Genomic DNA, 20998 nt, shown 5'->3' on the forward strand with positions numbered 1-20998 from the left:
CGGGCCGTGCCGGGTTGCGACCCCACCGCACGAATCCGAATGACCAAGTCCGAACTGATCGAAATCCTGGCGCGCAAGCAGGCGCATCTGAAGGCGGACGACGTCGATCTGGCGGTGAAATCGCTGTTGGAAATGATGGGCAGCGCGCTGTCCGGCGGAGACCGCATCGAGATCCGCGGTTTCGGCAGTTTTTCCCTGCATTACCGGCCGCCGCGCCTGGGACGCAATCCCAAGACCGGCGAATCCGTCGCGCTTCCCGGCAAGCACGTGCCGCATTTCAAGCCCGGCAAGGAATTGCGCGAACGCGTCAGCGGCGTCGTTCCGGTCGAGTCCGACACGCCCTGATACGCTCCGAGCCCGCGCCGTGGCCTCCCGGACTTTCCCGGAACCCGCGCCTGTTCGGCTAATCTAGTGTCTCCCGACGCTGGAGAGCTTCATGAAAATTGCCCGTCTGCTGATATTGCTGGTGTTCCTGCTGGCCGGTCTGGTCATCGGATCGCTGAATTCGCAGCAGATCGTCATCAATTTCGGTGTCGCCGGCATCAACACCACCTCCGGCATCGCCATCATCGTTTCGCTGTTCGCCGGCGTGGTGATCGGCGCGGCGCTGGTGCTGGCCACGTTGGTGATCCCGCTGTACGCCAAGCTGCGCCGCGCCAACAAGGCCGCGATCGCTGCTGCCGCACCGGTCGTCGCACCGGTACCGACCTATACCCCGCCTGTGGACGGACGCTGATCTTCGATGGACTTCCTGACCGAGTGGTTCTGGTTCTTCCTATTCCTGCCGCTGGCGGCGCTGAGCGGATGGGTGATCGGCCGCCGCGGTGGCCAGCGCCACGGCGACACGCAGGTCAGCCGGCTTTCCAGCACGTATTTCCGCGGCCTGAACTACCTGCTCAACGAAGAGCCGGACAAGGCGATCGAGCTGTTCCTGCACATCGCCGAGCTGGACAAGGAAACCTTCGAGACCCAGGTCGCGCTCGGTCACCTGTTCCGCCGCCGCGGTGAAGTCGACCGCGCGATCCGCCTGCACCAGGGCCTGGTGCAACGCGCCGATCTCAGCGATCCGCAGCGCGTGCAGGCCTTGCTGGCGCTGGGCGAGGACTACATGAAATCCGGCCTGCTGGACCGGGCCGAGACCGTGTTCACCGAGCTGGCGCAGATCGACCAGCGCGCGCCGCAGGCGCTCAAGCACCTGATCGGCATCTACCAGGCCGAGCGCGACTGGGAAAAGGCGATCGACAACGCCACCCGCTACGAAGACGTGACCGGCGAGCCGATGGGCAAGCTGATCGCGCAGTTCGAATGCGAGCTGGCCGACCGCTATCGCGCATCCGGCAAGCCCGAGCTGGCACGCTCGGCGATCGCGCGCGCCTACCAGGCCGACGCCACCTCGGTGCGCGCCGGCATCCTGGAAGGGCGCATCGACGTGGACGACGGCAACGACGAGGCCGCGATCCGCGCCTTCGAACGTGCCGCGCGGCACGATCCGGACTACCTGCCGGAGATCATGCCGGCGCTGATGGATTGCTATCGTCGCCGCGGCAACGATCTCAGCGGCGCGCGCGCCTTCCTGTCGGAAATGACCGAGCACTATCGCGGCATCGCCCCGGTGCTGGCGCTGACCCGGTTGATGGAGTCGCAGGAAGGCGTGTCTGCGGCGCGCGCCTATCTCGGGCGGCAGCTGAAGGATCGGCCGTCGGTCCGCGGCGAGTCGGCGCTGATCGACCTGACCCTGGCCGAGGGCGCCGATTCCACCGCCACCCTGCAGGACCTGAAGCACATCACCGACCAGTTGCTGGTGCGCAATCCCAGCTACCGCTGCACGCGCTGCGGCTTCGGCGCGCGCACCCATCACTGGCAATGCCCGAGCTGCAAGGAGTGGGGCACGGTCAAGCCCCTGCTCAACTACGCGGTGGTGTAGATGCAGCTGGCAGGGTGGGCGCTGCTCGCCGCGCTGGCGACGTTCAGCGCGGTCGGGACCTGGCTGTCGCGCCGCTATGCCCTCAAGCGCAAGCTGATGGACGCGCCCGGCGAGCGGCGCAGCCATACGGTGGCGACGCCGCGCGGCGGCGGCGTGGCGATCGTGGCCACGGTGCTGGCGGGGTGCGCGTATGCGGCGGCGCTTTGGCCGCAGCAGGGCATGGCCATCGCGGCGTTCGCTGCCGGACTGGCGCTGGTCGCCGGCATCGGCTGGTGGGACGATCACCGCCCGCTGTCGGCCGCGCTGCGGCTGCTGGTGCATGCGCTGGCCGCCACGTTGCTGGCCGGACTTGTCTACCGATTGCACCAGAATCCCTGGCTGACCGCGTTGACCTGGCTGGCGACGATCTCGCTGATCAACATCTGGAACTTCATGGACGGCATCAATGGCTTGGCGACCAGCCAGGCGATGCTGGTGGCGCTGGGTTTCGCCGTCCTGTTGCCCGCGCCGCTGCGCTGGCCGTGCTGGGTGCTGATCGTGGCCTGTGCCGGCTTCCTGCCGTTCAACTATCCGCGGGCGCGCATCTTCCTCGGCGATGTCGGCAGTGGCGCGTTGGGGTATCTGGTCGCCGCGCTGTTCGCGCTGTGCAATGTTGCGACCGGGCTCACGCCATGGTTGCTGTTGATACCAATATCCGCGTTCGCCATCGACGCAGGCTTCACGCTGCTGTCGCGCATGCTCGCCGGCGAACGCTGGTGGCAACCGCATGCGCAACATTTTTACCAGCGTTGGGTACATACAGGCAGGAGCCACACGGTTGTGACCTTCGCCTATGCCCTGTTCAGCATTGTCGCGATTACAATCGCTTGGTTCGGTGGAACGCTGCGCACCGGGGGGCAGGTTGGGTTGGCGTTTGCCTGGTACCTCTCGGCGAGCGCGCTTTGGCTGACTTTGCGCAAGGGATTGCGCTGAACTCTCATGGATAACTGATGCTTTCGATCCGCGACCGCTTTACCGAGCTGTTCCCCAAGGCCTCCGTGGTCGTGCACGATCTGGTGATCGTCTGGATCTGCTGGCAGCTGCTGCATGCGGCGCGCTACACGATGCTGCCCGGCGAGCATCCGCTGCCGTTCTGGAATCTCAATACCGCCATCGTGCTGTTGGCGCAGGGCCTGGTGTTCTGGAAGGTCGGGCTGTATCGCGGACTATGGCGCTTCGCCAGCGTTCCGGACTTGCTGAACATCTTCAAGGCCAGCTTCTATGGGCTGGTCGCGATCGTGCTGGGGCTGGCGTACAGCCGCTTCGACTCCATTCCGCTGTCGGTGCTGATGGTGTACCCGTTCGCGCTGTCGGCGCTGCTCGGCGCGCCGCGGCTGTTGTACCGCGCATGGAAGGACTACCAGATCGCGCATTCGGACGAGACCGCGCGGCGCGTGCTGATCGTCGGCGCCGGCCGTGCGGCCGAGGCGCTGGTACGCGACCTGCGTCGTTCCGGCGCTTATAACCCGGTCGGCTACGTCGACGACGCCGGCCATCTGCATGGCGCCAAGCTGCAGGGCCTGCCGATTCTGGGCCGGATCGACGAAGCCGGCGCGATCGCCAAGGAAACCGCTGCCAAGCTGCTGGTCATCGCGATCCCGTCGCTGGACGCGGCCGGCATGCAGCGGGTGGTGGCGATCTGCGAAAGCACCGGGCTGCCGTTCCGCACCGTGCCGCGCCTGCTCGACGTGCTCGAAGGCCACTTTCTGCCGGGCGAACTGAAGGAGGTCGCGATCGAGGACCTGCTCGGGCGCAAGCCGGTGACTCCGGACTGGAAGCTGATCAAGGGCTGGTTGTCCGGGCGCACGGTCATGGTGACCGGCGCCGGCGGTTCGATCGGTTCGGAGTTGTGCCGCCAGTGCGCGCGCCATGGCGCGCGCAAGGTGGTGCTGCTGGAGATCGACGAGCTGGCGCTGATCACCATCCATGCCGATCTGCACCGCACCTTCCCCGACCTGGAGATCGAGTGCGTGCTCGGCGACTGCGGCGATCCGGCCGTGACCCGCCATGCGATGCGCATCGCCGAGCCGGATGCGGTGTTCCATGCCGCGGCCTACAAGCAGGTGCCGCTGCTGGAGCGGCAGTTCCGCGAGGCGGTCCGCAACAACGTGCTGGCCACCGAGAACGTGGCCCGCGCCTGCGTCGCCGCCAAGGTCTCGACCTTCGTGTTCATCTCCACCGACAAGGCGGTGAATCCGGTCAACGTGCTCGGCGCCTCCAAGCGCTATGCCGAGATGGTGTGCCAGTCGCTGGACGACCAGACGGTGGGCACGCGCTTCGTCACGGTGCGCTTCGGCAATGTGCTCGATTCGGCCGGCAGCGTGGTGCCGTTGTTCCGCGAGCAGATCCGCCAGGGCGGCCCGGTCACCGTGACCGATCCGCAGGTGACCCGCTATTTCATGACCATTCCCGAGGCCTGCCAGCTGATCGTGCAGGCCGCCGCGTCGGCCTCGCACGGCGCGATCTACACGCTGGACATGGGCGAGCCGGTGCCGATCCGCCTGCTCGCCGAGCAGATGATTCGCCTGGCCGGCAAGCAACCCGGCCGCGACATCGCGATCGTCTACACCGGGCTGCGCCCGGGCGAGAAGCTGCACGAGACCTTGTTCTATTCCGACGAGAACTATCGGCCCACCTCGCATCCGAAGATCCTGGAGGCCGGCGCGCGCAGTTTCTCGCGCGAGAACGTGCTGCAGGGCCTGCAGCAATTGCGCGCGGCGGTGGCCGAATACGACAGCGACGCGATCGAGAAATTGCTGCGTACCACCATGCCCGAATTCGCGCCGCTGCGACAACAAGCCGGTCAGGATAGCTCCGCTACAATCGTCCCATTCCCCGCACGCGAGGCCAGAAGGCTCTGATGAGCAAGAGAATCCGCAAAGCAGTTTTCCCGGTTGCAGGTCTGGGTACCCGCTTCCTTCCCGCCACCAAGACGGTGCCCAAGGAAATGCTGCCGATCATCGATCGGCCGTTGATCCAGTACGCGGTGGACGAGGCGATCGAGGCCGGTTGCGACACCCTGATCTTCGTCACCAACCGCTACAAGCACGCGGTTGCGGATTACTTCGACAAGGCCTACGAGCTGGAGCAGAAGCTCGAACGCGCCGGCAAGCTCGAGCAGCTGGAACTGGTGCGCCATGTGCTGCCCAACGGCGTGCGCGCGATCTTCGTGACCCAGGCCGAAGCGCTCGGCCTCGGCCATGCGGTGCTGTGCGCCAAGCCGATTATCGGCGACGAGCCGTTCGCGGTGCTGCTGCCCGACGATCTGATCTGGAACCGCGGTCCGGGCGCGCTGACGCAGATGGCCGACGTGGCCGAGCGCTCCGGCGCCAGCGTGATCGCGGTGCAGGACGTGCCGCACGAGAGCACCGGCAGCTATGGCATCGTCGCCACCGAGGCGTTCGACGGCAGCGAAGGCAAGATCACCGCGATCGTCGAGAAGCCCAAGCCGGCCGATGCGCCGAGCGACCTGGCCGTGGTCGGCCGCTACGTGCTCAGCTCCAAGATCTTCGATCTGCTGGAAAAGACCGTACCGGGCGCCGGCGGCGAGATCCAGTTGACCGATGCGATCGCCGCGCTGATCGAGAGCGATCCGGTGCATGCGTACCGTTTCGAGGGGACCCGCTTCGACTGCGGTACCCATATCGGCCTGATCGAGGCGACCATTCGCTATGCGCTGGACCACGAGAAGCTGAGCAAGCCGGCGCAGGACATGATGCGTCGCGCCCTGGCCGACGTGGACGCCGGCAGCAAGTAGAACGCGGCAACGCTGCCGGAGCGCGCGGGTCTGCCGCGTCGCGTACGGGGTTCGGCAGCGCGAACCGCCGCGCAAGAAAAAGGGCAGCCTAGGCTGCCCTTTTTCGTGGTCGCGGCGCGGGATTCAGAGCGCTTCGATGATGCCCGCCGCACCCATGCCGGTGCCGATGCACATGGTGACCATGCCGTACTTCTGTTGGCGGCGACGCAGGCCGTGCACCAGCGTGGCGGTGCGGATCGCGCCGGTGGCGCCGAGCGGATGGCCGAGCGCGATCGCGCCGCCGAGCGGGTTGACCTTGGACGGGTCCAGGCCGCTGTCGCGGATCACCGCCAGCGACTGCGCGGCGAAGGCCTCGTTGAGCTCGATCCAGTCGATCTGGTCCTTGCTCAGCCCTGCCTGCTTGAGCGCCTTCGGAATCGCCGCGATCGGACCGATGCCCATCACTTCCGGGCGCACGCCGGCGACCGAGAAGCTGACGAAGCGGGCGAGGGGAGTCAGGCCGTAGTCCTTGATCGCCTGCTCGGAGGCCAGCAGCACCGCGCCGGCGCCGTCGCTCATCTGCGAGGAGTTGCCGGCGGTGACGCTGCCGCCGAACTGGCCGTTGCGGAACACCGGACGCAGCTTGGCCAGGCCTTCGATCGAGCTGTCCGGGCGCGGGCCCTCGTCGGTGTCGACCAGGCGCTTGCGCAGCGCGATGACGTTGCCGGCCAGGTCGGGCTGGTGCGACAGGATCTCGTACGGGGTGATCTCGTCGCGGAACTCGCCGGCGGCGATCGCGGCGATGGCCTTCTGGTGCGAGGCGAGCGCGAACGCGTCCTGGTCCTCGCGCGACACCTTCCATTCCTCGGCCACCTTCTCGGCGGTGATGCCCATGCCGTAGGCGATGGCGACGTGGTCGTCGGCGAACACGCTCGGCGACAGCGCCACCTTGTTGCCCATCATCGGCACCATCGACATCGACTCGGTGCCGCCGGCCAGCATCAGGTCGGCGTTGCCCAGGCGGATCTGGTCCGCGGCCAGCGCCACGGCCTGGATGCCGGAGGAGCAGAAGCGGTTGATGGTCTGTCCGGCGACCGAATTCGGCAGCCCGGCCAGCAGCACGCCGATGCGCGCCACGTTCATGCCTTGCTCGCCCTCGGGCATCGCGCAGCCGATGATCGCATCGTCGATGCGCGAGGGGTCGATGCCCGGCGCCTGCGCGACCACTGCGCGCAACACGTGCGCCAGCATGTCGTCCGGACGGGTATTGCGGAACACGCCCTTGGGCGCCTTGCCGACCGGGGTACGGGTGGCGGCGACGATGTAGGCTTCCTGGATCTGTTTGCTCATGGCTTTCTCCGAAAGCCGGGAATGGGGAATGGGGAGTCGGGAATCGTAAGAGCGGATTCGCGCGATCTGCGGCATTCCTATTTCCGGCAGAAAATTAGGGGGAGAAGGAGGAGCCGGGAATGTCTTTCCATTCCCGATTCCCCATTCCCGATTCTCAGTTCCTAAGCGGCTTACCCGTCTTGAGCATGTGCCCAATCCGCGCCTGGGTCTTTTCCTGCTGGGCCAGTTCGACGAAGTGCTTGCGCTCGAGCTTGAGCAGCCATTCCTCGTCCACCAGCGCGCCGCGGTCGACTTCGCCGCCGCACAGCACGGTGGCGATGCGGGTGGCGATCTCGTAGTCGTACTCGCTGATGAAGCGGCCTTCCAGCATGTTGACCAGCAGCATCTTGAAGGTGGCGATGCCGACGTCGCCGGCGACCTGGATGCGGCGGGCCGGCAGCGGCGGGCGGTAGCCGCTCTCGGCCAGCGCGCGCGCTTCGGCCTTGGCGATGTACAGCGCCTCGTAGCTGTTGAACACGACCTTGTCGGTGCCGCGCAGCAGGCCCAGTTCCTTGGCGTTGACCGCCGAGGTGGAGACCTTGGCCATCGCCACGGTCTCGAAGGTCTTCTTCAGCTCGGCGAACACGTCGCCGCCGGGGCCGGCCGCCTGCGAGGCGCGCACCGCGATCTCCTTCAGGCCGCCGCCGGCCGGCAGCAGGCCGACGCCGGCTTCGACCAGGCCGATGTAGCTCTCCAGCGCGGCCACGGTCTTGGCGCTGTGCATCTGGAATTCGCAGCCGCCGCCCAGGGCCAGGCCGCGCACCGCCGCGACCACCGGCACCAGCGAATACTTGATGCGCTGGCTGGTGGCCTGGAAGTTGGCGACCATCGCCTCGAACGCATCGACCTTGCCGGCCTGCAGCAGGCCCAGCGCGCCGGCCAGGTCGGCGCCGGCGGAGAAGGGCTCCTTGTGCTGCCACAGCACCAGGCCCTTGAAGTCTTTCTCGGCGCGGCCGACCGCTTCCTGCAGGCCGTCGAGCACCTGGTCGGAGACGGTGTTCATCTTGGTCTTGAAGCTGACCACGGCGATGTCGTCGCCGTCGTGCCACAGGCGCAGGCCGTCGTTCTCGAACACGGTCTCGCCCGGGGCGAACTTCTCGCCCAGCAGCGGATCGGGGAAGCGCTGGCGCTGGTACACCGGCAGCGCCGAGCGCGGCAGTTTGGCGTTGCGCGCCGGGCTGTAGCTGCCCTCGGCGGCATGCACGCCGTCGCGGCCGTCGAACACCCAGTCCGGCAGCGGCGCGCTGGACATGGCCTTGCCGGCGACGATGTCGTCGGCGATCCACTGCGCCACCTGCTTCCAGCCGGCGGCCTGCCAGGTCTCGAACGGGCCCAGCGACCAGCCGTAGCCCCAGCGGATCGCCAGGTCCACGTCGCGCGCGGTCTCGGCGATGTCGGCCAGGTGGTAGGCGCTGTAGTGGAACAGGTCGCGGAATGTCGCCCACAGGAACTGCGCCTGCGGGTGCTGGCTCTCGCGCAGCTTGGCGAACTTCTCCGCCGGGTTCTTGATCTTCAGGATCTCGACCACTTCCGGCGCCGCGCTGCGGTCGGCCGGACGGTAGTCCTGCTTCTCCAGGTCCAGCACCACGATGTCCTTGCCGACCTTGCGGAAGATGCCGGCGCCGACCTTCTGGCCGAGCGCGCCCTTGGCGATCAGCGCGTCCAGCCACTTCGGCGAGGCGAAGTACTGGTGCCACGGATCGTCGGGCAGGGTGTCGGCCATGGTCTTGATGACGTGGGCCATGGTGTCCAGGCCGACCACGTCGGAGGTGCGGTAGGTCGCCGACTTCGGGCGGCCCACCAGCGGGCCGGTCAGCGCGTCCACTTCGTCGAAGCCCAGGCCGGACTGCGCGGTGTGGTGGATGGTGGACAGGATCGAGAACACGCCGATGCGGTTGCCGATGAAGTTCGGGGTGTCCTTGGCATAGACCACGCCCTTGCCCAGGGTGGTGACCAGGAACGCTTCCAGGCCTTCCAGCACCGCCGCATCGGTGCCCTTGGCCGGGATCAGCTCGGCCAGGTGCATGTAGCGCGGCGGGTTGAAGAAATGCACGCCGCAGAAGCGATGGCGCAGCTGCTCGGGTAGCACGTCGGACAGCGCATTGATGCCCAGGCCGGAGGTGTTGGAGGCCAGGACCGCGTGATCGGCCACGAACGGGGCGATCTTCTTGTACAGGTCCTGTTTCCAGTCCATGCGCTCGGCGATGGCTTCGATGATCAGGTCGCAGCCGCGCAGTTGCTCCAGGCCGGACGCGTAGTTGGCCGGCGTGATCGCCTCGGCCAGCGTGGCGCTGGCGAGCGGGGCGGGGCTCAGCTTGGTGAGGTTGGCGATGGCCTTGAGCACGATGCCGTCGGGGTGGCCGTCCTTGGCGGGAAGGTCGAACAGGACGGTGTCGACGCCGGCGTTGGTCAGGTGCGCAGCGATCTGCGCGCCCATCACGCCCGCGCCCAGGACGGCGGCACGGCGGACTAGCAGGGGGTTGGACATAGCGATCAGCCTCTGTGGGTCAACGATTGCGGGATGTGGACAGAACGGTTCTTGCGGAATTACGGCGCGGAGCGGGCCAGGAAGCCCGCCTCGGCGAAACGGATGAGTTCGCGCGCGGCGTGGGCGCGATGCGCGCCTTCGCTGACGCCGGCGGGGCGCTTGATCAGGCCGAAGTCGGCCATGGCATAGGTCAGGGCGCCGGCCAGGAAGTCCAGGCGCCAGTACAGTTCTTCCTTGCTCAGTTCGGGCACGCAGACGGCGATGGCCTTGCCGAACTCGCGCAGCACGTGGCCGTAGTGGTCGGACAGGAACTGGCGCAGGCTGTCGTTCTTCTCGGCGTAGGCGCGGGCGATCACGCGCACGAAGGCGCCGCCGCTCTGGCGGTCCTGGGCCATCGCCAGCGCCGGCTCCACGAACGCCGCTAGCACCGGGCCGAGCTGGCCGGGATGCTGCCGTTGCGCGGCTTCCAGCTGCGCCAGGCGCGCGGCGGTCATCTCGTCCATGCGCCGCCGGAACACCTCGTTGACCAGGTTTTCCTTGGAGCCGAAGTGGTAGTTCACCGCGGCGATGTTGACGTCGGCCTGGCTGGTGACCTGGCGCAGCGAAGTGCCGGAAAAGCCGTGCTGGGCGAACAGTTCCTCGGCCGCGCTGAGGATGCGGTCCTTGGTGGAGAAGTGCGCTTGCTTTGCCATGCGGCCGCCGGAATCAATCAAACGATTGTTTGAGTCTAGGCCTGGCATCCGGCCGCGTCATGTTGCGATGCAGCATGATTCAGCCGGCGGCCGTGCAAAGCCCGCTGCGATTGGATAGAATTGTCCATCGCAATTCTGGCTAAGCCCGCGTTTTGACGCGGGTTTTTTTCATGCTAACCTCGGGCCATCCAGTCTAGTGGCCCGCCCAACGGAGAAATTCCCATGGCGCTGGAGCGCACCCTGTCCATCATCAAGCCCGATGCCGTCGCCAAGAACGTCATCGGCGAGATCTATTCCCGTTTCGAGAAGGCCGGCCTGAAGGTCGTGGCCGCCAAGTACAAGCAGCTGTCGCGCCGCGAGGCCGAGGGCTTCTACGCCGTGCACCGCGAGCGTCCGTTCTTCAACGCGCTGGTCGAGTTCATGATCTCCGGCCCGGTGATGATCCAGGCGCTGGAAGGCGAGAATGCCGTGGCCGCGCACCGCGACCTGCTCGGCGCCACCAACCCGAAGGATGCCGCACCGGGCACCATCCGCGCCGATTTCGCCGACTCGATCGACGCCAACGCCGCGCACGGTTCCGACTCGGTCGAGAACGCCGCCAACGAAGTGGCGTATTTCTTCGCCGCCACCGAAGTGGTTTCGCGCTAAGAGGTCATCGTGAACGAGGTCGTCCACACTCCGTTGGCGCTCGCCGATCCGATCCGGACCGGCGGCGCGACCAAGCAGAATCTGCTCGACCTCGATCGCGAGGGCCTGGAGCGTTTCTTCGCCGACACGCTCGGCGAAGCGCGCTACCGCGCCCACCAGGTGATGAAGTGGATCCACCATCGCTACGTCACCGACTTCGACCAGATGACCGACCTCGGCAAGGCGTTGCGCGCCAAGCTGCAGCAGCATGCCGAGGTCGTCGTCCCCAACATCGTGTTCGACAAGCCTTCCGCTGACGGCACCCACAAGTGGCTGCTGGCCATGGGCACCGACGGCAAGAACGCGATCGAGGCCGTGTATATCCCGGACAAGGGCCGCGGCACGCTGTGCGTGTCCTCCCAGGTCGGCTGCGGGTTGAACTGCACGTTCTGCTCGACCGCCACCCAGGGCTTCAACCGCAACCTGTCCACCGCCGAGATCGTCGGCCAGGTGTGGGTCGCGGCGCGGCATCTGGGCAACGTGCCGCACCAGCAGCGCCGTCTCACCAACGTGGTGATGATGGGCATGGGCGAGCCGCTGATGAATTTCGACAACGTCGTGCGCGCGATGAGCGTGATGCGCGACGACCTGGGCTACGGCCTGGCCAACAAGCGGGTCACGCTGTCGACCTCCGGCCTGGTGCCGATGATCGATCGCCTGTCCACCGAGAGCGACGTGTCGCTGGCGGTCTCGCTGCATGCGGCCGACGACGCGCTGCGCGAGACGCTGGTGCCGCTGAACAAGAAATACCCGGTCGCCGAGCTGATGGCCGCGTGCGCGCGCTATCTGCGCGCCAACAAGCGCCGCGAATCGGTCACCTTCGAATACACGCTGATGAAGGGCATCAACGACCAGCCCGAACATGCGCGGCAGCTGGCGCGGCTGATGCGCCAGTTCGACAACGCGGTGCAGGCCTCGAACGCGGGCAAGGTCAACCTGATCCCGTTCAATCCGTTCCCGGGCACGCGCTACGAGCGTTCCGGCGAGACGGAAATCCGCGCGTTCCAGAAGATCCTGCTCGATGCGCAGGTGCTGACCATGGTGCGGCGCACGCGTGGCGACGACATCGATGCCGCCTGCGGCCAGCTCAAGGGGCAGGTGCTGGACCGCACCCGGCGCCAGGCCGACTTCCAGCGCCAGTTGCAGACCCAGGCGGACCGGGATGCGGCGGCCTAAGCATCCTCTGGCCATCGTTGTGTTGGCCGCGGCGCTGCTGGCGTTGTCGGCGTGTGCCGGGCACGGTACCAAGTCCGGCAAGCTGCGCAACGTCGAGCAGGTGGCGCCGGACTACGATTTCCGCGACAGCGGCGAGGTCAAGGCGCGCTACGCGTTGCAGGAACAACTCGGTCTGGCCGGCAACCGGCTCAGCGGCGGCGATCTGGCCGGCGCCGAGGAGCATGCGCGCAAGGCGCTGGCGCTGGCCCCGGATTCGGTGCAGGCGCACACGCTGCTGGCGGTGGCGGCCGGCCGCCGCGGCGATACCGCCACTGCCGGCGAGCATTACCGCAAGGCCGCCGAACTGGCGCCGAACCGCGGCGAGGCCTTGAACAACTACGGCGCCTGGCTGTGCGCGAACGGTGCCGCGGCCGACGCGCTGCAGTGGTTCGATCGTGCGCTGCAGGCGCCCGGCTACGCCACGCCGGCGTCGGCCCTGGCCAATGCCGGCGGTTGCGCGTTGCAGATCGGCCAGCGCGAGCGCGGCGAACGCGACCTGCGCAAGGCGCTGGCGCTGGAGCCGGGCAACGCCTACGCGCTGGAAGCGATGGCGCGCGACGAAGCGGCGCATGCGCGCTTTTTCGAGGCGCGGGCTTTCTCGGAACGGCGTCTGGCGGCTGCGCCGGCCACTGTATCCGTGTTACAACTTGCTATTCAGATTGAACAAGGGCTGGGCGACATGGCTGCTGCCGGCCGTTACCAACAGCGGTTGCGCAAGGAGTTTCCCGATGCCGCGACCACGACTCCCGGGGCTAGTGCATTGTGATCAGTGATTCCAATCCGAACGCTTTCGACGGCGCCAAAGGTTGCGGGCAACAGCTCCGCGAAGCGCGCGAAGCGGCGGGCCTGAGCATCGACGAGGTCGGTAGCCGTTTGCGCATGCCGGTGCACGTGATCGGTGCGCTGGAAGCGGAGCAGTGGCAGCGCCTCGGCGCGCCGGTGTTCGTGCGCGGTCAGCTGCGCAGTTACGCGCGCCTGCTCGGGGTGGACCTGGAGCCGCTGCTGGCCAGCGCGCAGATCGCGCCGGTGCAGCCGGTGGAGCTGATCAGCCATACGCATACCCCGCCGCTGCGGCGCATGCTCGAGAGCGCGACCCGGCGCATGGTGTACGTAGTGATCACCGCCGGACTGGCGGTGCCGGTCTGGTACGCGACCCGCACCCATTTCGCCGACGATGGCCCGAGCACCGCGTCGCTGGACGTGGTGCCGGCGGCGCCGGGCGACGCGGCGCCGACCGCGACGGCGGGCACCGGCGGCAACCCGGCGCCCACCGCCACGTCCGGCAATCGCCCCGCGCCGCCTGCGGCACCGTACATCGCCTCGCTGACGCCGCTGCCGCGCGCCTCCAGCGAGGCGGAGAAGCCCGGCCTGAGCCTGTCGTTCCAGGGCGACAGCTGGGTCCAGATCATCGCCCCGGACGGCACGCCGCTGGAAAAGGCGCTGCTGAAAGCCGGCGAAAAGCGCGACTACGCGCCGGGTCAAGTGGGCCGCATCGTGCTCGGCAATGCGTCGGCGGTCCAGGTTCAGCAATCCGGTAGTACCGTGGATCTGACTCCGTACAAGCGCGCGAACGTGGCCCGCTTTGCGGTATCCTCTGACGGTTCCGTGGTGCCAGCGTCCGAGTGACGGCGGCGCGGTTCCTCAATCTCAACATTCCATGTCCCGTCGTTGCGGCGGGGCGAGAGTACGCATGGCGATCGACGACCTGCTCGACGAGCACGAACAAAGCGAACGCGTCCGCACTTGGCTCAGGAAAAACGGCGCCGGCCTGATCGGCGGCATTGCCCTGGGCATCGGCGCGATCATTGGCTGGCAGTGGTGGACCAAGCAGCATTCCAACGACCTGGCGCAGGCCAATTCCCACTACGACGCCGTGCTCAAGAGCATCCAGGCCAAGCAACTGGACAAGGCCAGCAAGGACATGGCGGCGCTGCAGCAGGGCCCGGCCAACATCTATGCCGAGCTGGCCGCGCTGCGCCTGGCCAAGGCGCAAGCCGATGACGACAAGTACGACCAGGCCCTGGCCACGCTGCGCGGCCTCAAGGCCGAGGGCGAGCTGAAGCTGCTCATCGACCAGCGCGTGGCGCGGTTGCTGATCCAGACCGGCAAGAGCGACGAAGCGCTGAAGTTGCTGGCCGCGGCCGACGACAACCAGAGCCTGGAGATCCGTGGCGATGCGCTGATCGCGCAGGGCAAGCGCGATGCGGCACGCGAGGCGTACGCCAAGTCGTTGACCACCCTGGACGTGGCGGCGCCGCAACGGCGACTGCTGGAAACGAAGTTGATGGATGCGGGCGGCACCGTGCCGAATCCTGCGGAGCCGATCTGATGAAGGTAGTCATGTTCAAGCGCATCGCGACCATCGCGCTGCTGGGTCTGGCGCTGTCCGGTTGCAGCACGGTCAAGGGCTGGTTCGCAGGCAAGGACGCGGCCGCCAAGAAGGCCGCCGAGCCGGCCGAGCTGGTCGATTTCAAGCCGTCGGTGAAGATCGTCAAGCTGTGGTCCACCGACGCCGGCAAGGGCGAGAAGCGGATCGGCGTGCGCCAGCATCCGGCCGTGGCCGACGGCAAGGTGTACCTGGCCGCGGCTTCCGGTTCGGTCTACGCGCTGGACCTGCAGACCGGCAAGACGCTGTGGGAATACGACGCCAAGAAGGCGCGCAAGGAGCGCCTGTCGCAGGTGCAGGAGCAGCAGCCGGAGAGCCAGGTCGAGGGTGAATCCAGCAAGGGCCTGTCCAAGGACGAGCGTGCGGCCTACAAGCAGCGCCTGCGCAACGAGAAGCAGCAGGCGAAGGAGCGCAAGCGGCTGGAGAAGAACCGTCCGCTGCCGCGCTTCGCCGGTGGTCCTGGCGTGGGCGAGGGCCTGGTCGTGGTCGGCGGCCTGAATGGCGAAGTGATCGCGCTCGACGCCGCCAGCGGCACCGAGAAGTGGCGCGCCAAGGTGCCCAACGAAGTGATCGCCGCGCCGGTGGTCTCGCAGAACATGGTGTTCGTGCGCAGCAACGACGGCCACGTCACCGCGTTCGATGCGGGCACCGGGCAGCAGCGCTGGTTCCATGTGCAGGAACTGCCGACCCTGACCGTGCGCGGCAACGCGCCGGTGGTGTCCGGCCCGGGCGTGCTGTTCATCGGCAACGACGACGGCACGCTGGCGGCGCTGGCGATGCAGGACGGGCGCGTGCTGTGGGAGCAGACCATCGGCGTGCCGGAAGGCCGCACCGAACTGGAGCGCATGGCCGACGTGGACGGCGCGCCGGTGCTCGACGGCACCACCCTGTACGCGACCAGCTTCAAGAACCAGACCGTGGCGCTGGAAGGCCCGAGCGGGCGTCCGCTGTGGACCCGCGACCATGGCGGTGCCGGCGGTGTCGCGGTCAATTCCAGCAGCGTGGTGGTGGCCGACAATGCCGGTTCGGTGTGGGCGTTGGACAAGGCCTCCGGTTCGGCGACCTGGTCGCAGCCGGCGCTGGCGCGGCGTTCGCTGACCGGCGTGGCGATCCAGGGCGACTACGCCGTGGTCGGCGACTACAAGGGGTATCTGCATTGGTTGAAGCTCGACAACGGCGAGATCGCCGCACGCGAGCGGGTGGGACGCAAGGCGCTGGTAGCGCAGCCGGTGGTAGCCGATGGCATCCTGCTGGTCCAGAACACGAAAGGCGACCTGACCGCGTTCCGGTTGGGTCAATAAAGGAAGGGAATTCGCGATGCTGCCGCTGGTCGCCCTGGTTGGACGGCCGAATGTCGGCAAGTCCACGCTATTCAATGCGCTCACGCGCAGCCGCGACGCGCTGGTCCATGACCAGCCCGGCGTCACCCGCGATCGCAATTACGGCGTCTGCCGGCTGGAGCCGGACACCCCGTTCGTGATCGTCGACACCGGCGGCATTTCCGGCGAGGAAGAAGGCCTGGCCGGGGCGACCGCAGACCAGGCGCGCTCCGCTGCCGGCGAAGCCGACCTGGTGCTGTTCGTGGTCGATGGCCGCGAGGGATCCTCCTCGCTCGACGACGAGATTCTGGCGTGGCTGCGCAAGCTGGCGCGGCCGACGCTGCTGCTGATCAACAAGATCGACGGCACCGACGAGGACCAGGTCCGCGCCGAGTTCGCGCGCTATGGCCTGGGCGAGGCGATCGCGGTGTCCGCGGCGCATCGCCACGGCATCGACGACCTGCTCGAGGAAGTGCTGTCGCGCTTGCCGGAAGAGGGCGCCGGCGAGACGCTGGACACCGATCCCAAGCGCATGCGCATCGCCTTCGTCGGCCGCCCCAACGTCGGCAAGTCGACGCTGGTCAACCGCCTGCTCGGCGAGGAGCGGATGATCGCGTCCGAAGTGCCGGGCACCACCCGCGATTCGATCGCGGTCGACCTGCAGCGCGACGACCGCCTGTACCGGCTGATCGACACCGCCGGCCTGCGCCGTCGCGGCCGGGTCGAGGAGGCGGTGGAGAAATTCAGCGTGTTCAAGACGCTGCAGGCGATCGAGCAATGCGAGGTCGCGGTGCTGCTGCTCGACGCAACCGAAGGCGTCACCGACCAGGACGCCAGCGTGCTCGGCGCGATCCTGGACGCCGGCCGCGCGCTGGTGGTGGCGGTCAACAAGTGGGACGGGCTGACCGACTACCAGCGCGAACAGGCCGAGGCGCTGTTGTCGCGCAAGCTCGGCTTCGTGCCGTGGGCCGAAGCGGTGCGGATCTCGGCCAAGCACGGCTCCGGCCTGCGCGAGCTGTTCCGCGCGATCCACAGCGCGCATGCCTCGGCGATCCGCGAATTCAGCACCAGCGAAGTCAACCAGGCGCTGGAAGTGGCCTACGAGACCAATCCGCCGCCGAGCATCCGCGGCCACGTCTCCAAGCTGCGCTACGTGCATCCGGGCGGCAGCAATCCGCCGACCTTCATCGTCCACGGCACGCGCCTGAAAGTGCTGCCGGAGTCGTACAAGCGCTACCTGGAGAATTTCTTCCGCAAGCGCTTCAAGCTGGTCGGCACGCCGGTGCGCTTCATGTTCCGCGAAGGCGCCAATCCGTACGAAGGCAAGAAGAACGTGCTGACCGAGCGCCAGATCGCCAAGAAGCGGCGCTTGATGAAACACGTCCGCGGCAAGTAGCCGATGGACGCGCGGCGCGAGGTCACGCTGGGCATCCTCGCCGGCGGCCGCGCGCAACGCCTGGGCGGTTGCGACAAGGCCTGGCTGCAACGCGACGGGCGAGCGCTGGTGCAGCGCCTGGCGCAGGCCTTGGCGCCGGCGGTCGCGGCGGTGCTGGTCAGCGCCAACCGCGACCTGCCGCGCTACGCCGCCGCCGGACTGCACGCGCTGCCCGACCGGATCGCCGCGCCGCCTGGCGCCGAGCGCTCGCTGGGGCCGATCGCCGGCCTGGACGCGCTGGCCGCGGCCTGCGCCACGCCGTGGCTGCTGACCTTGCCGGTGGACCTGTGCCGGCTTTCGCCTGCGCTGCTGGGCAGGTTGATCGACGCCAGTGGCGATGCGGATGGCGCCTATGCCGAGGACGACGACGGCGTACAGCCGCTGGTGGCGCTGTACCGCGTCGCCGCGCTGCGGCCTGCGTTGGCTTCGGCGCTGGATGCCGGTCGCTACGCGCCGCGTGCCTTGCAGCAGCAGTTGGCGATGGTCCGCGCACGCGTGCCCGGGGAGACCTTCGGCAACCTCAATACGCCGCAGGACCTGCGCGCAGCGGGTATCCTGCCGGCGCCATGAACGACTATCCCTCCCGTATTGCCTATTCCGAGGCGCTGGCCATCGTCGCCGCCGTCGCCCAGTCGCGCCCGTTGCCGGCCGAACGCCTGGCGCTGCCGCGCGCCGATGGCCGCATCCTGCTCGAACCGCTGGACGCGCCGATCGACCTGCCGCCGTTCGCCAACAGCGCGATGGACGGCTTCGCGCTGCGCCATGCCGATCTGCAGCCGGATGCGCCGACCGTGTTGCGCCTGGCCGGCGAGCAGTTCGCCGGCGAGGATTTGCGCCAGGCGATCGGCGCCGGCGAATGCCTGCGCATCACCACCGGCGCGCCGCTGCCGGCGGGCGCCGATACGGTGGTGATCAAGGAAAGCGTGGTCGAGCGCGACGGCCAGGTGCAGGTGCCGGCCGCGCCGGTCGCCGGCGCGCACGTGCGTGCGCGCGGCGAGGACGTGCGCGCCGGCGAGCGCGTGCTCGAAGCGGGCCTGGCGTTGACGCCGTCGCGGATCGGCCTGGCCGCCGCGCTCGGCGTGGCGCAGGTGGCCGTGGCGGCGCGACCGACCGTGGCGGTGTTCGCCACCGGCGACGAACTGGTCGAGCCGGGCATGCCGCTCAAGCCGGGGCAGATCTACAACAGCAACCGCGACATGCTGATGGCGCAACTGCGCCTGCTCGGCCTGGAGCCGACTGCGTGGCCGACGCTGCCGGACGATCCGCAGCGGATCGAAAGCATGCTGACCGATGCGGCCTCGGCGTTCGACGTGGTGCTGACCTGCGGCGGCGTCTCCGCCGGCGAGAAGGACTACCTGCCGCGGCTGCTGGCCGAGCGCGGTCGCATCCATTTCTGGAAGGTGCGCATGCGCCCGGGCATGCCGCTGCTGTTCGGCGAGCTGGACCGCGCCCTGTTCCTGGGCCTGCCCGGCAATCCCGTGTCGGTGCTGGCCACCTTCATGGCGATCGGGCGGCCGCTGCTGGACGCGCTGCAGCAGCGCGCCGAGCCGCGCCCGCAATGGCGCGCGCGGCTGGCCTCGGGTTGGGACAAGCGCCACGAGCGCCTGGAGTTCCTGCGCGGGCGCATGCGCTGCGACGCGCATGGACAGCTGTGGGTGGAGCCGAACCCGGCCGACGGTTCGCACCGCCTGCGCGGCGCCGCCGACAGCGACGTGCTGCTGCGGCTGGACGAGGGGGCGCGCCGTTTCGATGCCGGCGACGTGGTCGAGGTGTTCGCGTACTGAGTGTTGCGGGCGCGTCCGCACACAGGTCGCGCGAACGTTCATGCGGGTCGGACCGCACAGACCGTACGGCTGGAGCAGCTCGACCCAGGTTGCGGCCTGGTTGCACGCGCCGCCGTCGGCGGCGGCCGCCGCAGGTCAAGGTGTTCTCGATCGCCGGAAGCCGGCCTGCGTTCCGCACTGGCGCCCGTCACGTCGCGCGATGCGCGCGGCAACCGGCGAGCGCTCAGGACTGCGTGGCGATCGCGAACTCGTCTCCGGGGAGTGTGTGGGCAGCCAGTCACGGGCCTGGTTCGGGGAGTATTTCCTCGATGCGCCGATCCACCGTCCTGGCCACCGCGGCGACCATGCTTGAATAGCGTTCCCTCCGCCGGATGCAGGCGTCGGCGATGCGTCGAAGATGCCGGATCCGACGCTGCCGACTCGGGAACCGCACACCGCCCCCCGCGCGAAGGACGCGCTGCAAGTTTGCGCCGATAATGCGCGCATGAGCATTCGAGAACTGACCCCGCAGCAAGCCCGCGAGCGTGTGGCCCAGGGCGCGCGACTGATCGATGTGCGCGAGGAACACGAACGCGCCGCCGGCATGGCCGAGGGCGCGCTCGGTGTGGCCCGCGCGCAGTTGCAGGACGACCCGGCCACGCATGTCGGCGCGGCCGACGCCGAGACGATCCTGATCTGCCAGAGCGGCAAGCGCTCGCACGAGGCTGCGCTGTTCCTGCAGCAGGCCGGTTATGCCGCGGTCGCGTCGGTGCTGGGTGGCACCACGCGCTGGCAGCGCGACGGATTGCCGCTGCAGCGGCCGGCGCTGGCGCCGGAGCAGCAGGATTTCTTCGAGCGCTATTCGCGCCACCTGCGCCTGCCCGAAGTCGGCATCGACGGCCAGCGGCGGCTGCAGGCGGCGCGCGTGCTGCTGGTCGGCGCCGGCGGGCTGGGTTCGCCGGCCGGCTTCTACCTGGCCGCGGCCGGGGTCGGCCAGCTGCGCATCGCCGACGACGATGTGGTCGATCGCAGCAACCTGCAGCGGCAGATCCTGCATACCGAAGCGCGGGTCGGGCAGCCCAAGGTGGCGTCGGCGGCCGCGGCGCTGGCCGCGCTGAATCCGGGCGTGCAGGTCGAGCCGGTACGCGAACGGGTGACCTCGGCCAATGTCGAACGCCTGTTGCAGGACGTGGACGTGGTGCTCGACGGTTCGGACAATTTCCCTGCCCGCTACCTGCTCAACGACGCCTGCGTGAAGCTGGGCAAGCCGCTGGTGTACGGCGCGGTGCAGCGCTTCGAGGGCCAGGTCAGCGTGTTCGACGCCGGCCGCCGGCGCGGGCAGGCGCCGTGTTACCGCTGCCTGTTCCCGGAGCCGCCGCCGCCGGAGTTCGCGCCCAGTTGCGCCGAGGCCGGCGTGCTCGGCGTGCTGCCCGGCATCGTCGGCCTGCTGCAGGCCAACGAGGTGCTGAAGCTGCTGCTGGAGATCGGCGAGCCGCTGCGCGGACGCCTGCTGTACTTCGACGCGCTGGCGATGCGTTTCCGCGAAACCCGCCTGGCCGCCGATCCGCAGTGCCCGGTATGCGCGCCCGGGCTCGCGTTTCCCGGCTATATCGACTACGCGAAGTTCTGTGGCGCGGAGTAAGCCCCTCTCCCCTCGGGAGAGGGGGTGGGGTGAGGGTCCGGAGCGAAGCGCTCGCGCTGTTCGATCGCCAGGCTTCGCCCGTCCCCTCATCCGCCCCTGCGGGGCACCTTCCCCCGAGAAGGGGGCCATGGTCCCGGCGGGAGAAGGAACGGGCGATCGCTGCCGTCTTTGACGGCGCGGCGTCTCTCCATGCGTGATGCGTAAAGCGCTACGGCACTGCATGCATGCGCCGTCGTGCTTCGTCGCCATGCCGCACACCGGTGCATGGGGTCGCCCCGGCCTT

At 68.4% G+C, this 20998-nt stretch carries 19 protein-coding genes; 16 read left to right on the plus strand and 3 right to left on the minus strand.

What is annotated here, in order from left to right:
- The first annotated feature begins 39 nt into the window (after positions 1 to 39).
- The 6 genes from AB8810_RS11315 to galU all read left to right on the plus strand — a co-directional run bounded on the left by AB8810_RS11315 (position 40) and on the right by galU (position 5720).
- Positions 40 to 345: an integration host factor subunit beta gene (locus AB8810_RS11315; protein WP_179564946.1), complete on the plus strand. Its 306-nt coding sequence runs from the start codon at positions 40 to 42 to the stop codon at positions 343 to 345.
- A 91-nt stretch (positions 346 to 436) separates the two neighbouring features.
- The gene (locus AB8810_RS11320) at positions 437 to 736 is read left to right on the plus strand and encodes a LapA family protein (RefSeq protein WP_185816297.1); all 300 of its coding nucleotides are present in this window, start codon (positions 437 to 439) and stop codon (positions 734 to 736) included.
- Between the two features lie 6 nt (positions 737 to 742).
- Entirely contained in the window at positions 743 to 1924 is a 1182-nt protein-coding gene (gene lapB / locus AB8810_RS11325) for a lipopolysaccharide assembly protein LapB (RefSeq protein ID WP_179564944.1), read from the plus strand.
- Positions 1925 to 2896, plus strand: a complete 972-nt coding sequence (locus tag AB8810_RS11330; RefSeq protein ID WP_369916557.1) for a glycosyltransferase family 4 protein — start codon at positions 1925 to 1927, stop codon at positions 2894 to 2896.
- 17 nt (positions 2897 to 2913) lie between these two features.
- Positions 2914 to 4824, plus strand: a complete 1911-nt coding sequence (locus tag AB8810_RS11335) for a nucleoside-diphosphate sugar epimerase/dehydratase (RefSeq protein WP_179564942.1) — start codon at positions 2914 to 2916, stop codon at positions 4822 to 4824.
- Positions 4824 to 5720 (plus strand): UTP--glucose-1-phosphate uridylyltransferase GalU, encoded by an 897-nt coding sequence (gene galU / locus AB8810_RS11340; RefSeq protein ID WP_179564939.1) that lies wholly within the window; start codon positions 4824 to 4826, stop codon positions 5718 to 5720. Before AB8810_RS11335 ends, galU begins: the two co-directional genes overlap by 1 nt.
- 123 nt (positions 5721 to 5843) lie before the next feature.
- On the opposite strand, the gene AB8810_RS11345 is transcribed toward galU, so the two are convergent.
- The 3 genes from AB8810_RS11345 to AB8810_RS11355 form a co-directional block, all read right to left on the minus strand.
- Positions 5844 to 7049, minus strand: a complete 1206-nt coding sequence (locus tag AB8810_RS11345; protein ID WP_179564937.1) for an acetyl-CoA C-acyltransferase — start codon at positions 7047 to 7049, stop codon at positions 5844 to 5846.
- Positions 7050 to 7203: 154 nt separating this feature from the next.
- Positions 7204 to 9576 carry a 3-hydroxyacyl-CoA dehydrogenase/enoyl-CoA hydratase family protein gene (locus AB8810_RS11350; protein WP_206257009.1) on the minus strand — a complete coding sequence of 791 codons (2373 nt, stop codon included), beginning with the start codon at positions 9574 to 9576 and terminating at the stop codon, positions 7204 to 7206.
- A 59-nt stretch (positions 9577 to 9635) separates the two neighbouring features.
- Complete coding sequence (locus AB8810_RS11355; RefSeq protein WP_179564933.1) at positions 9636 to 10268, minus strand: TetR/AcrR family transcriptional regulator; 633 nt, start codon at positions 10266 to 10268, stop codon at positions 9636 to 9638.
- Positions 10269 to 10490: 222 nt separating this feature from the next.
- Between AB8810_RS11355 and ndk the strand changes: the two genes are divergently transcribed.
- From ndk to moeB, 10 genes are all read left to right on the plus strand, one after another.
- Positions 10491 to 10916, plus strand: a complete 426-nt coding sequence (ndk, locus tag AB8810_RS11360) for a nucleoside-diphosphate kinase (protein ID WP_002812972.1) — start codon at positions 10491 to 10493, stop codon at positions 10914 to 10916.
- Between the two features lie 9 nt (positions 10917 to 10925).
- Positions 10926 to 12131 carry a 23S rRNA (adenine(2503)-C(2))-methyltransferase RlmN gene (gene rlmN, locus AB8810_RS11365; protein ID WP_369916558.1) on the plus strand — a complete coding sequence of 402 codons (1206 nt, stop codon included), beginning with the start codon at positions 10926 to 10928 and terminating at the stop codon, positions 12129 to 12131.
- A gap of 22 nt (positions 12132 to 12153) precedes the next feature.
- On the plus strand, positions 12154 to 12936 hold the full coding sequence (locus tag AB8810_RS11370; RefSeq protein WP_369916663.1) for a type IV pilus biogenesis/stability protein PilW: 783 nt from the start codon (positions 12154 to 12156) through the stop codon (positions 12934 to 12936).
- A complete protein-coding gene (locus tag AB8810_RS11375) occupies positions 12933 to 13796 on the plus strand; it encodes a helix-turn-helix domain-containing protein (RefSeq protein ID WP_369916559.1) in 864 nt (287 codons plus the stop codon). Before AB8810_RS11370 ends, AB8810_RS11375 begins: the two co-directional genes overlap by 4 nt.
- 64 nt (positions 13797 to 13860) lie before the next feature.
- The gene (locus AB8810_RS11380; protein ID WP_179564929.1) at positions 13861 to 14499 is read left to right on the plus strand and encodes a tetratricopeptide repeat protein; all 639 of its coding nucleotides are present in this window, start codon (positions 13861 to 13863) and stop codon (positions 14497 to 14499) included.
- The gene (gene bamB, locus AB8810_RS11385; protein ID WP_369916561.1) at positions 14499 to 15857 is read left to right on the plus strand and encodes an outer membrane protein assembly factor BamB; all 1359 of its coding nucleotides are present in this window, start codon (positions 14499 to 14501) and stop codon (positions 15855 to 15857) included. Before AB8810_RS11380 ends, bamB begins: the two co-directional genes overlap by 1 nt.
- 16 nt (positions 15858 to 15873) lie before the next feature.
- Positions 15874 to 17271, plus strand: a complete 1398-nt coding sequence (gene der, locus AB8810_RS11390; protein ID WP_179564927.1) for a ribosome biogenesis GTPase Der — start codon at positions 15874 to 15876, stop codon at positions 17269 to 17271.
- A 3-nt stretch (positions 17272 to 17274) separates the two neighbouring features.
- Positions 17275 to 17880 carry a molybdenum cofactor guanylyltransferase gene (locus tag AB8810_RS11395; RefSeq protein WP_369916562.1) on the plus strand — a complete coding sequence of 202 codons (606 nt, stop codon included), beginning with the start codon at positions 17275 to 17277 and terminating at the stop codon, positions 17878 to 17880.
- Positions 17877 to 19094 carry a gephyrin-like molybdotransferase Glp gene (gene glp, locus AB8810_RS11400; RefSeq protein ID WP_369916563.1) on the plus strand — a complete coding sequence of 406 codons (1218 nt, stop codon included), beginning with the start codon at positions 17877 to 17879 and terminating at the stop codon, positions 19092 to 19094. Before AB8810_RS11395 ends, glp begins: the two co-directional genes overlap by 4 nt.
- Positions 19095 to 19578: 484 nt before the next feature.
- Positions 19579 to 20715 (plus strand): molybdopterin-synthase adenylyltransferase MoeB, encoded by a 1137-nt coding sequence (gene moeB / locus AB8810_RS11405; RefSeq protein WP_191824138.1) that lies wholly within the window; start codon positions 19579 to 19581, stop codon positions 20713 to 20715.
- Positions 20716 to 20998: the final 283 nt, after the last annotated feature.

It is taken from the genome of Xanthomonas sp. NCPPB 3005 (assembly GCF_041228095.2).
Lineage (GTDB): Bacteria > Pseudomonadota > Gammaproteobacteria > Xanthomonadales > Xanthomonadaceae > Xanthomonas_A > Xanthomonas_A bonasiae.

Bases quoted from the DNA above. Each gene is read 5' to 3' on its own strand.
- AB8810_RS11315 (WP_179564946.1), top strand. From the start codon at position 40: ATGACCAAGTCCGAACTGATCGAAATCCTGGCGCGCAAGCAGGCGCAT.
- AB8810_RS11320 (WP_185816297.1), top strand. From the start codon at position 437: ATGAAAATTGCCCGTCTGCTGATATTGCTGGTGTTCCTGCTGGCCGGT.
- lapB (WP_179564944.1), top strand. From the start codon at position 743: ATGGACTTCCTGACCGAGTGGTTCTGGTTCTTCCTATTCCTGCCGCTG.
- AB8810_RS11330 (WP_369916557.1), top strand. From the start codon at position 1,925: ATGCAGCTGGCAGGGTGGGCGCTGCTCGCCGCGCTGGCGACGTTCAGC.
- AB8810_RS11335 (WP_179564942.1), top strand. From the start codon at position 2,914: ATGCTTTCGATCCGCGACCGCTTTACCGAGCTGTTCCCCAAGGCCTCC.
- galU (WP_179564939.1), top strand. From the start codon at position 4,824: ATGAGCAAGAGAATCCGCAAAGCAGTTTTCCCGGTTGCAGGTCTGGGT.
- AB8810_RS11345 (WP_179564937.1), bottom strand. From the start codon at position 7,049: ATGAGCAAACAGATCCAGGAAGCCTACATCGTCGCCGCCACCCGTACC.
- AB8810_RS11350 (WP_206257009.1), bottom strand. From the start codon at position 9,576: ATGTCCAACCCCCTGCTAGTCCGCCGTGCCGCCGTCCTGGGCGCGGGC.
- AB8810_RS11355 (WP_179564933.1), bottom strand. From the start codon at position 10,268: ATGGCAAAGCAAGCGCACTTCTCCACCAAGGACCGCATCCTCAGCGCG.
- ndk (WP_002812972.1), top strand. From the start codon at position 10,491: ATGGCGCTGGAGCGCACCCTGTCCATCATCAAGCCCGATGCCGTCGCC.
- AB8810_RS11380 (WP_179564929.1), top strand. From the start codon at position 13,861: ATGGCGATCGACGACCTGCTCGACGAGCACGAACAAAGCGAACGCGTC.
- bamB (WP_369916561.1), top strand. From the start codon at position 14,499: ATGAAGGTAGTCATGTTCAAGCGCATCGCGACCATCGCGCTGCTGGGT.
- der (WP_179564927.1), top strand. From the start codon at position 15,874: ATGCTGCCGCTGGTCGCCCTGGTTGGACGGCCGAATGTCGGCAAGTCC.
- AB8810_RS11395 (WP_369916562.1), top strand. From the start codon at position 17,275: ATGGACGCGCGGCGCGAGGTCACGCTGGGCATCCTCGCCGGCGGCCGC.
- glp (WP_369916563.1), top strand. From the start codon at position 17,877: ATGAACGACTATCCCTCCCGTATTGCCTATTCCGAGGCGCTGGCCATC.
- moeB (WP_191824138.1), top strand. From the start codon at position 19,579: ATGAGCATTCGAGAACTGACCCCGCAGCAAGCCCGCGAGCGTGTGGCC.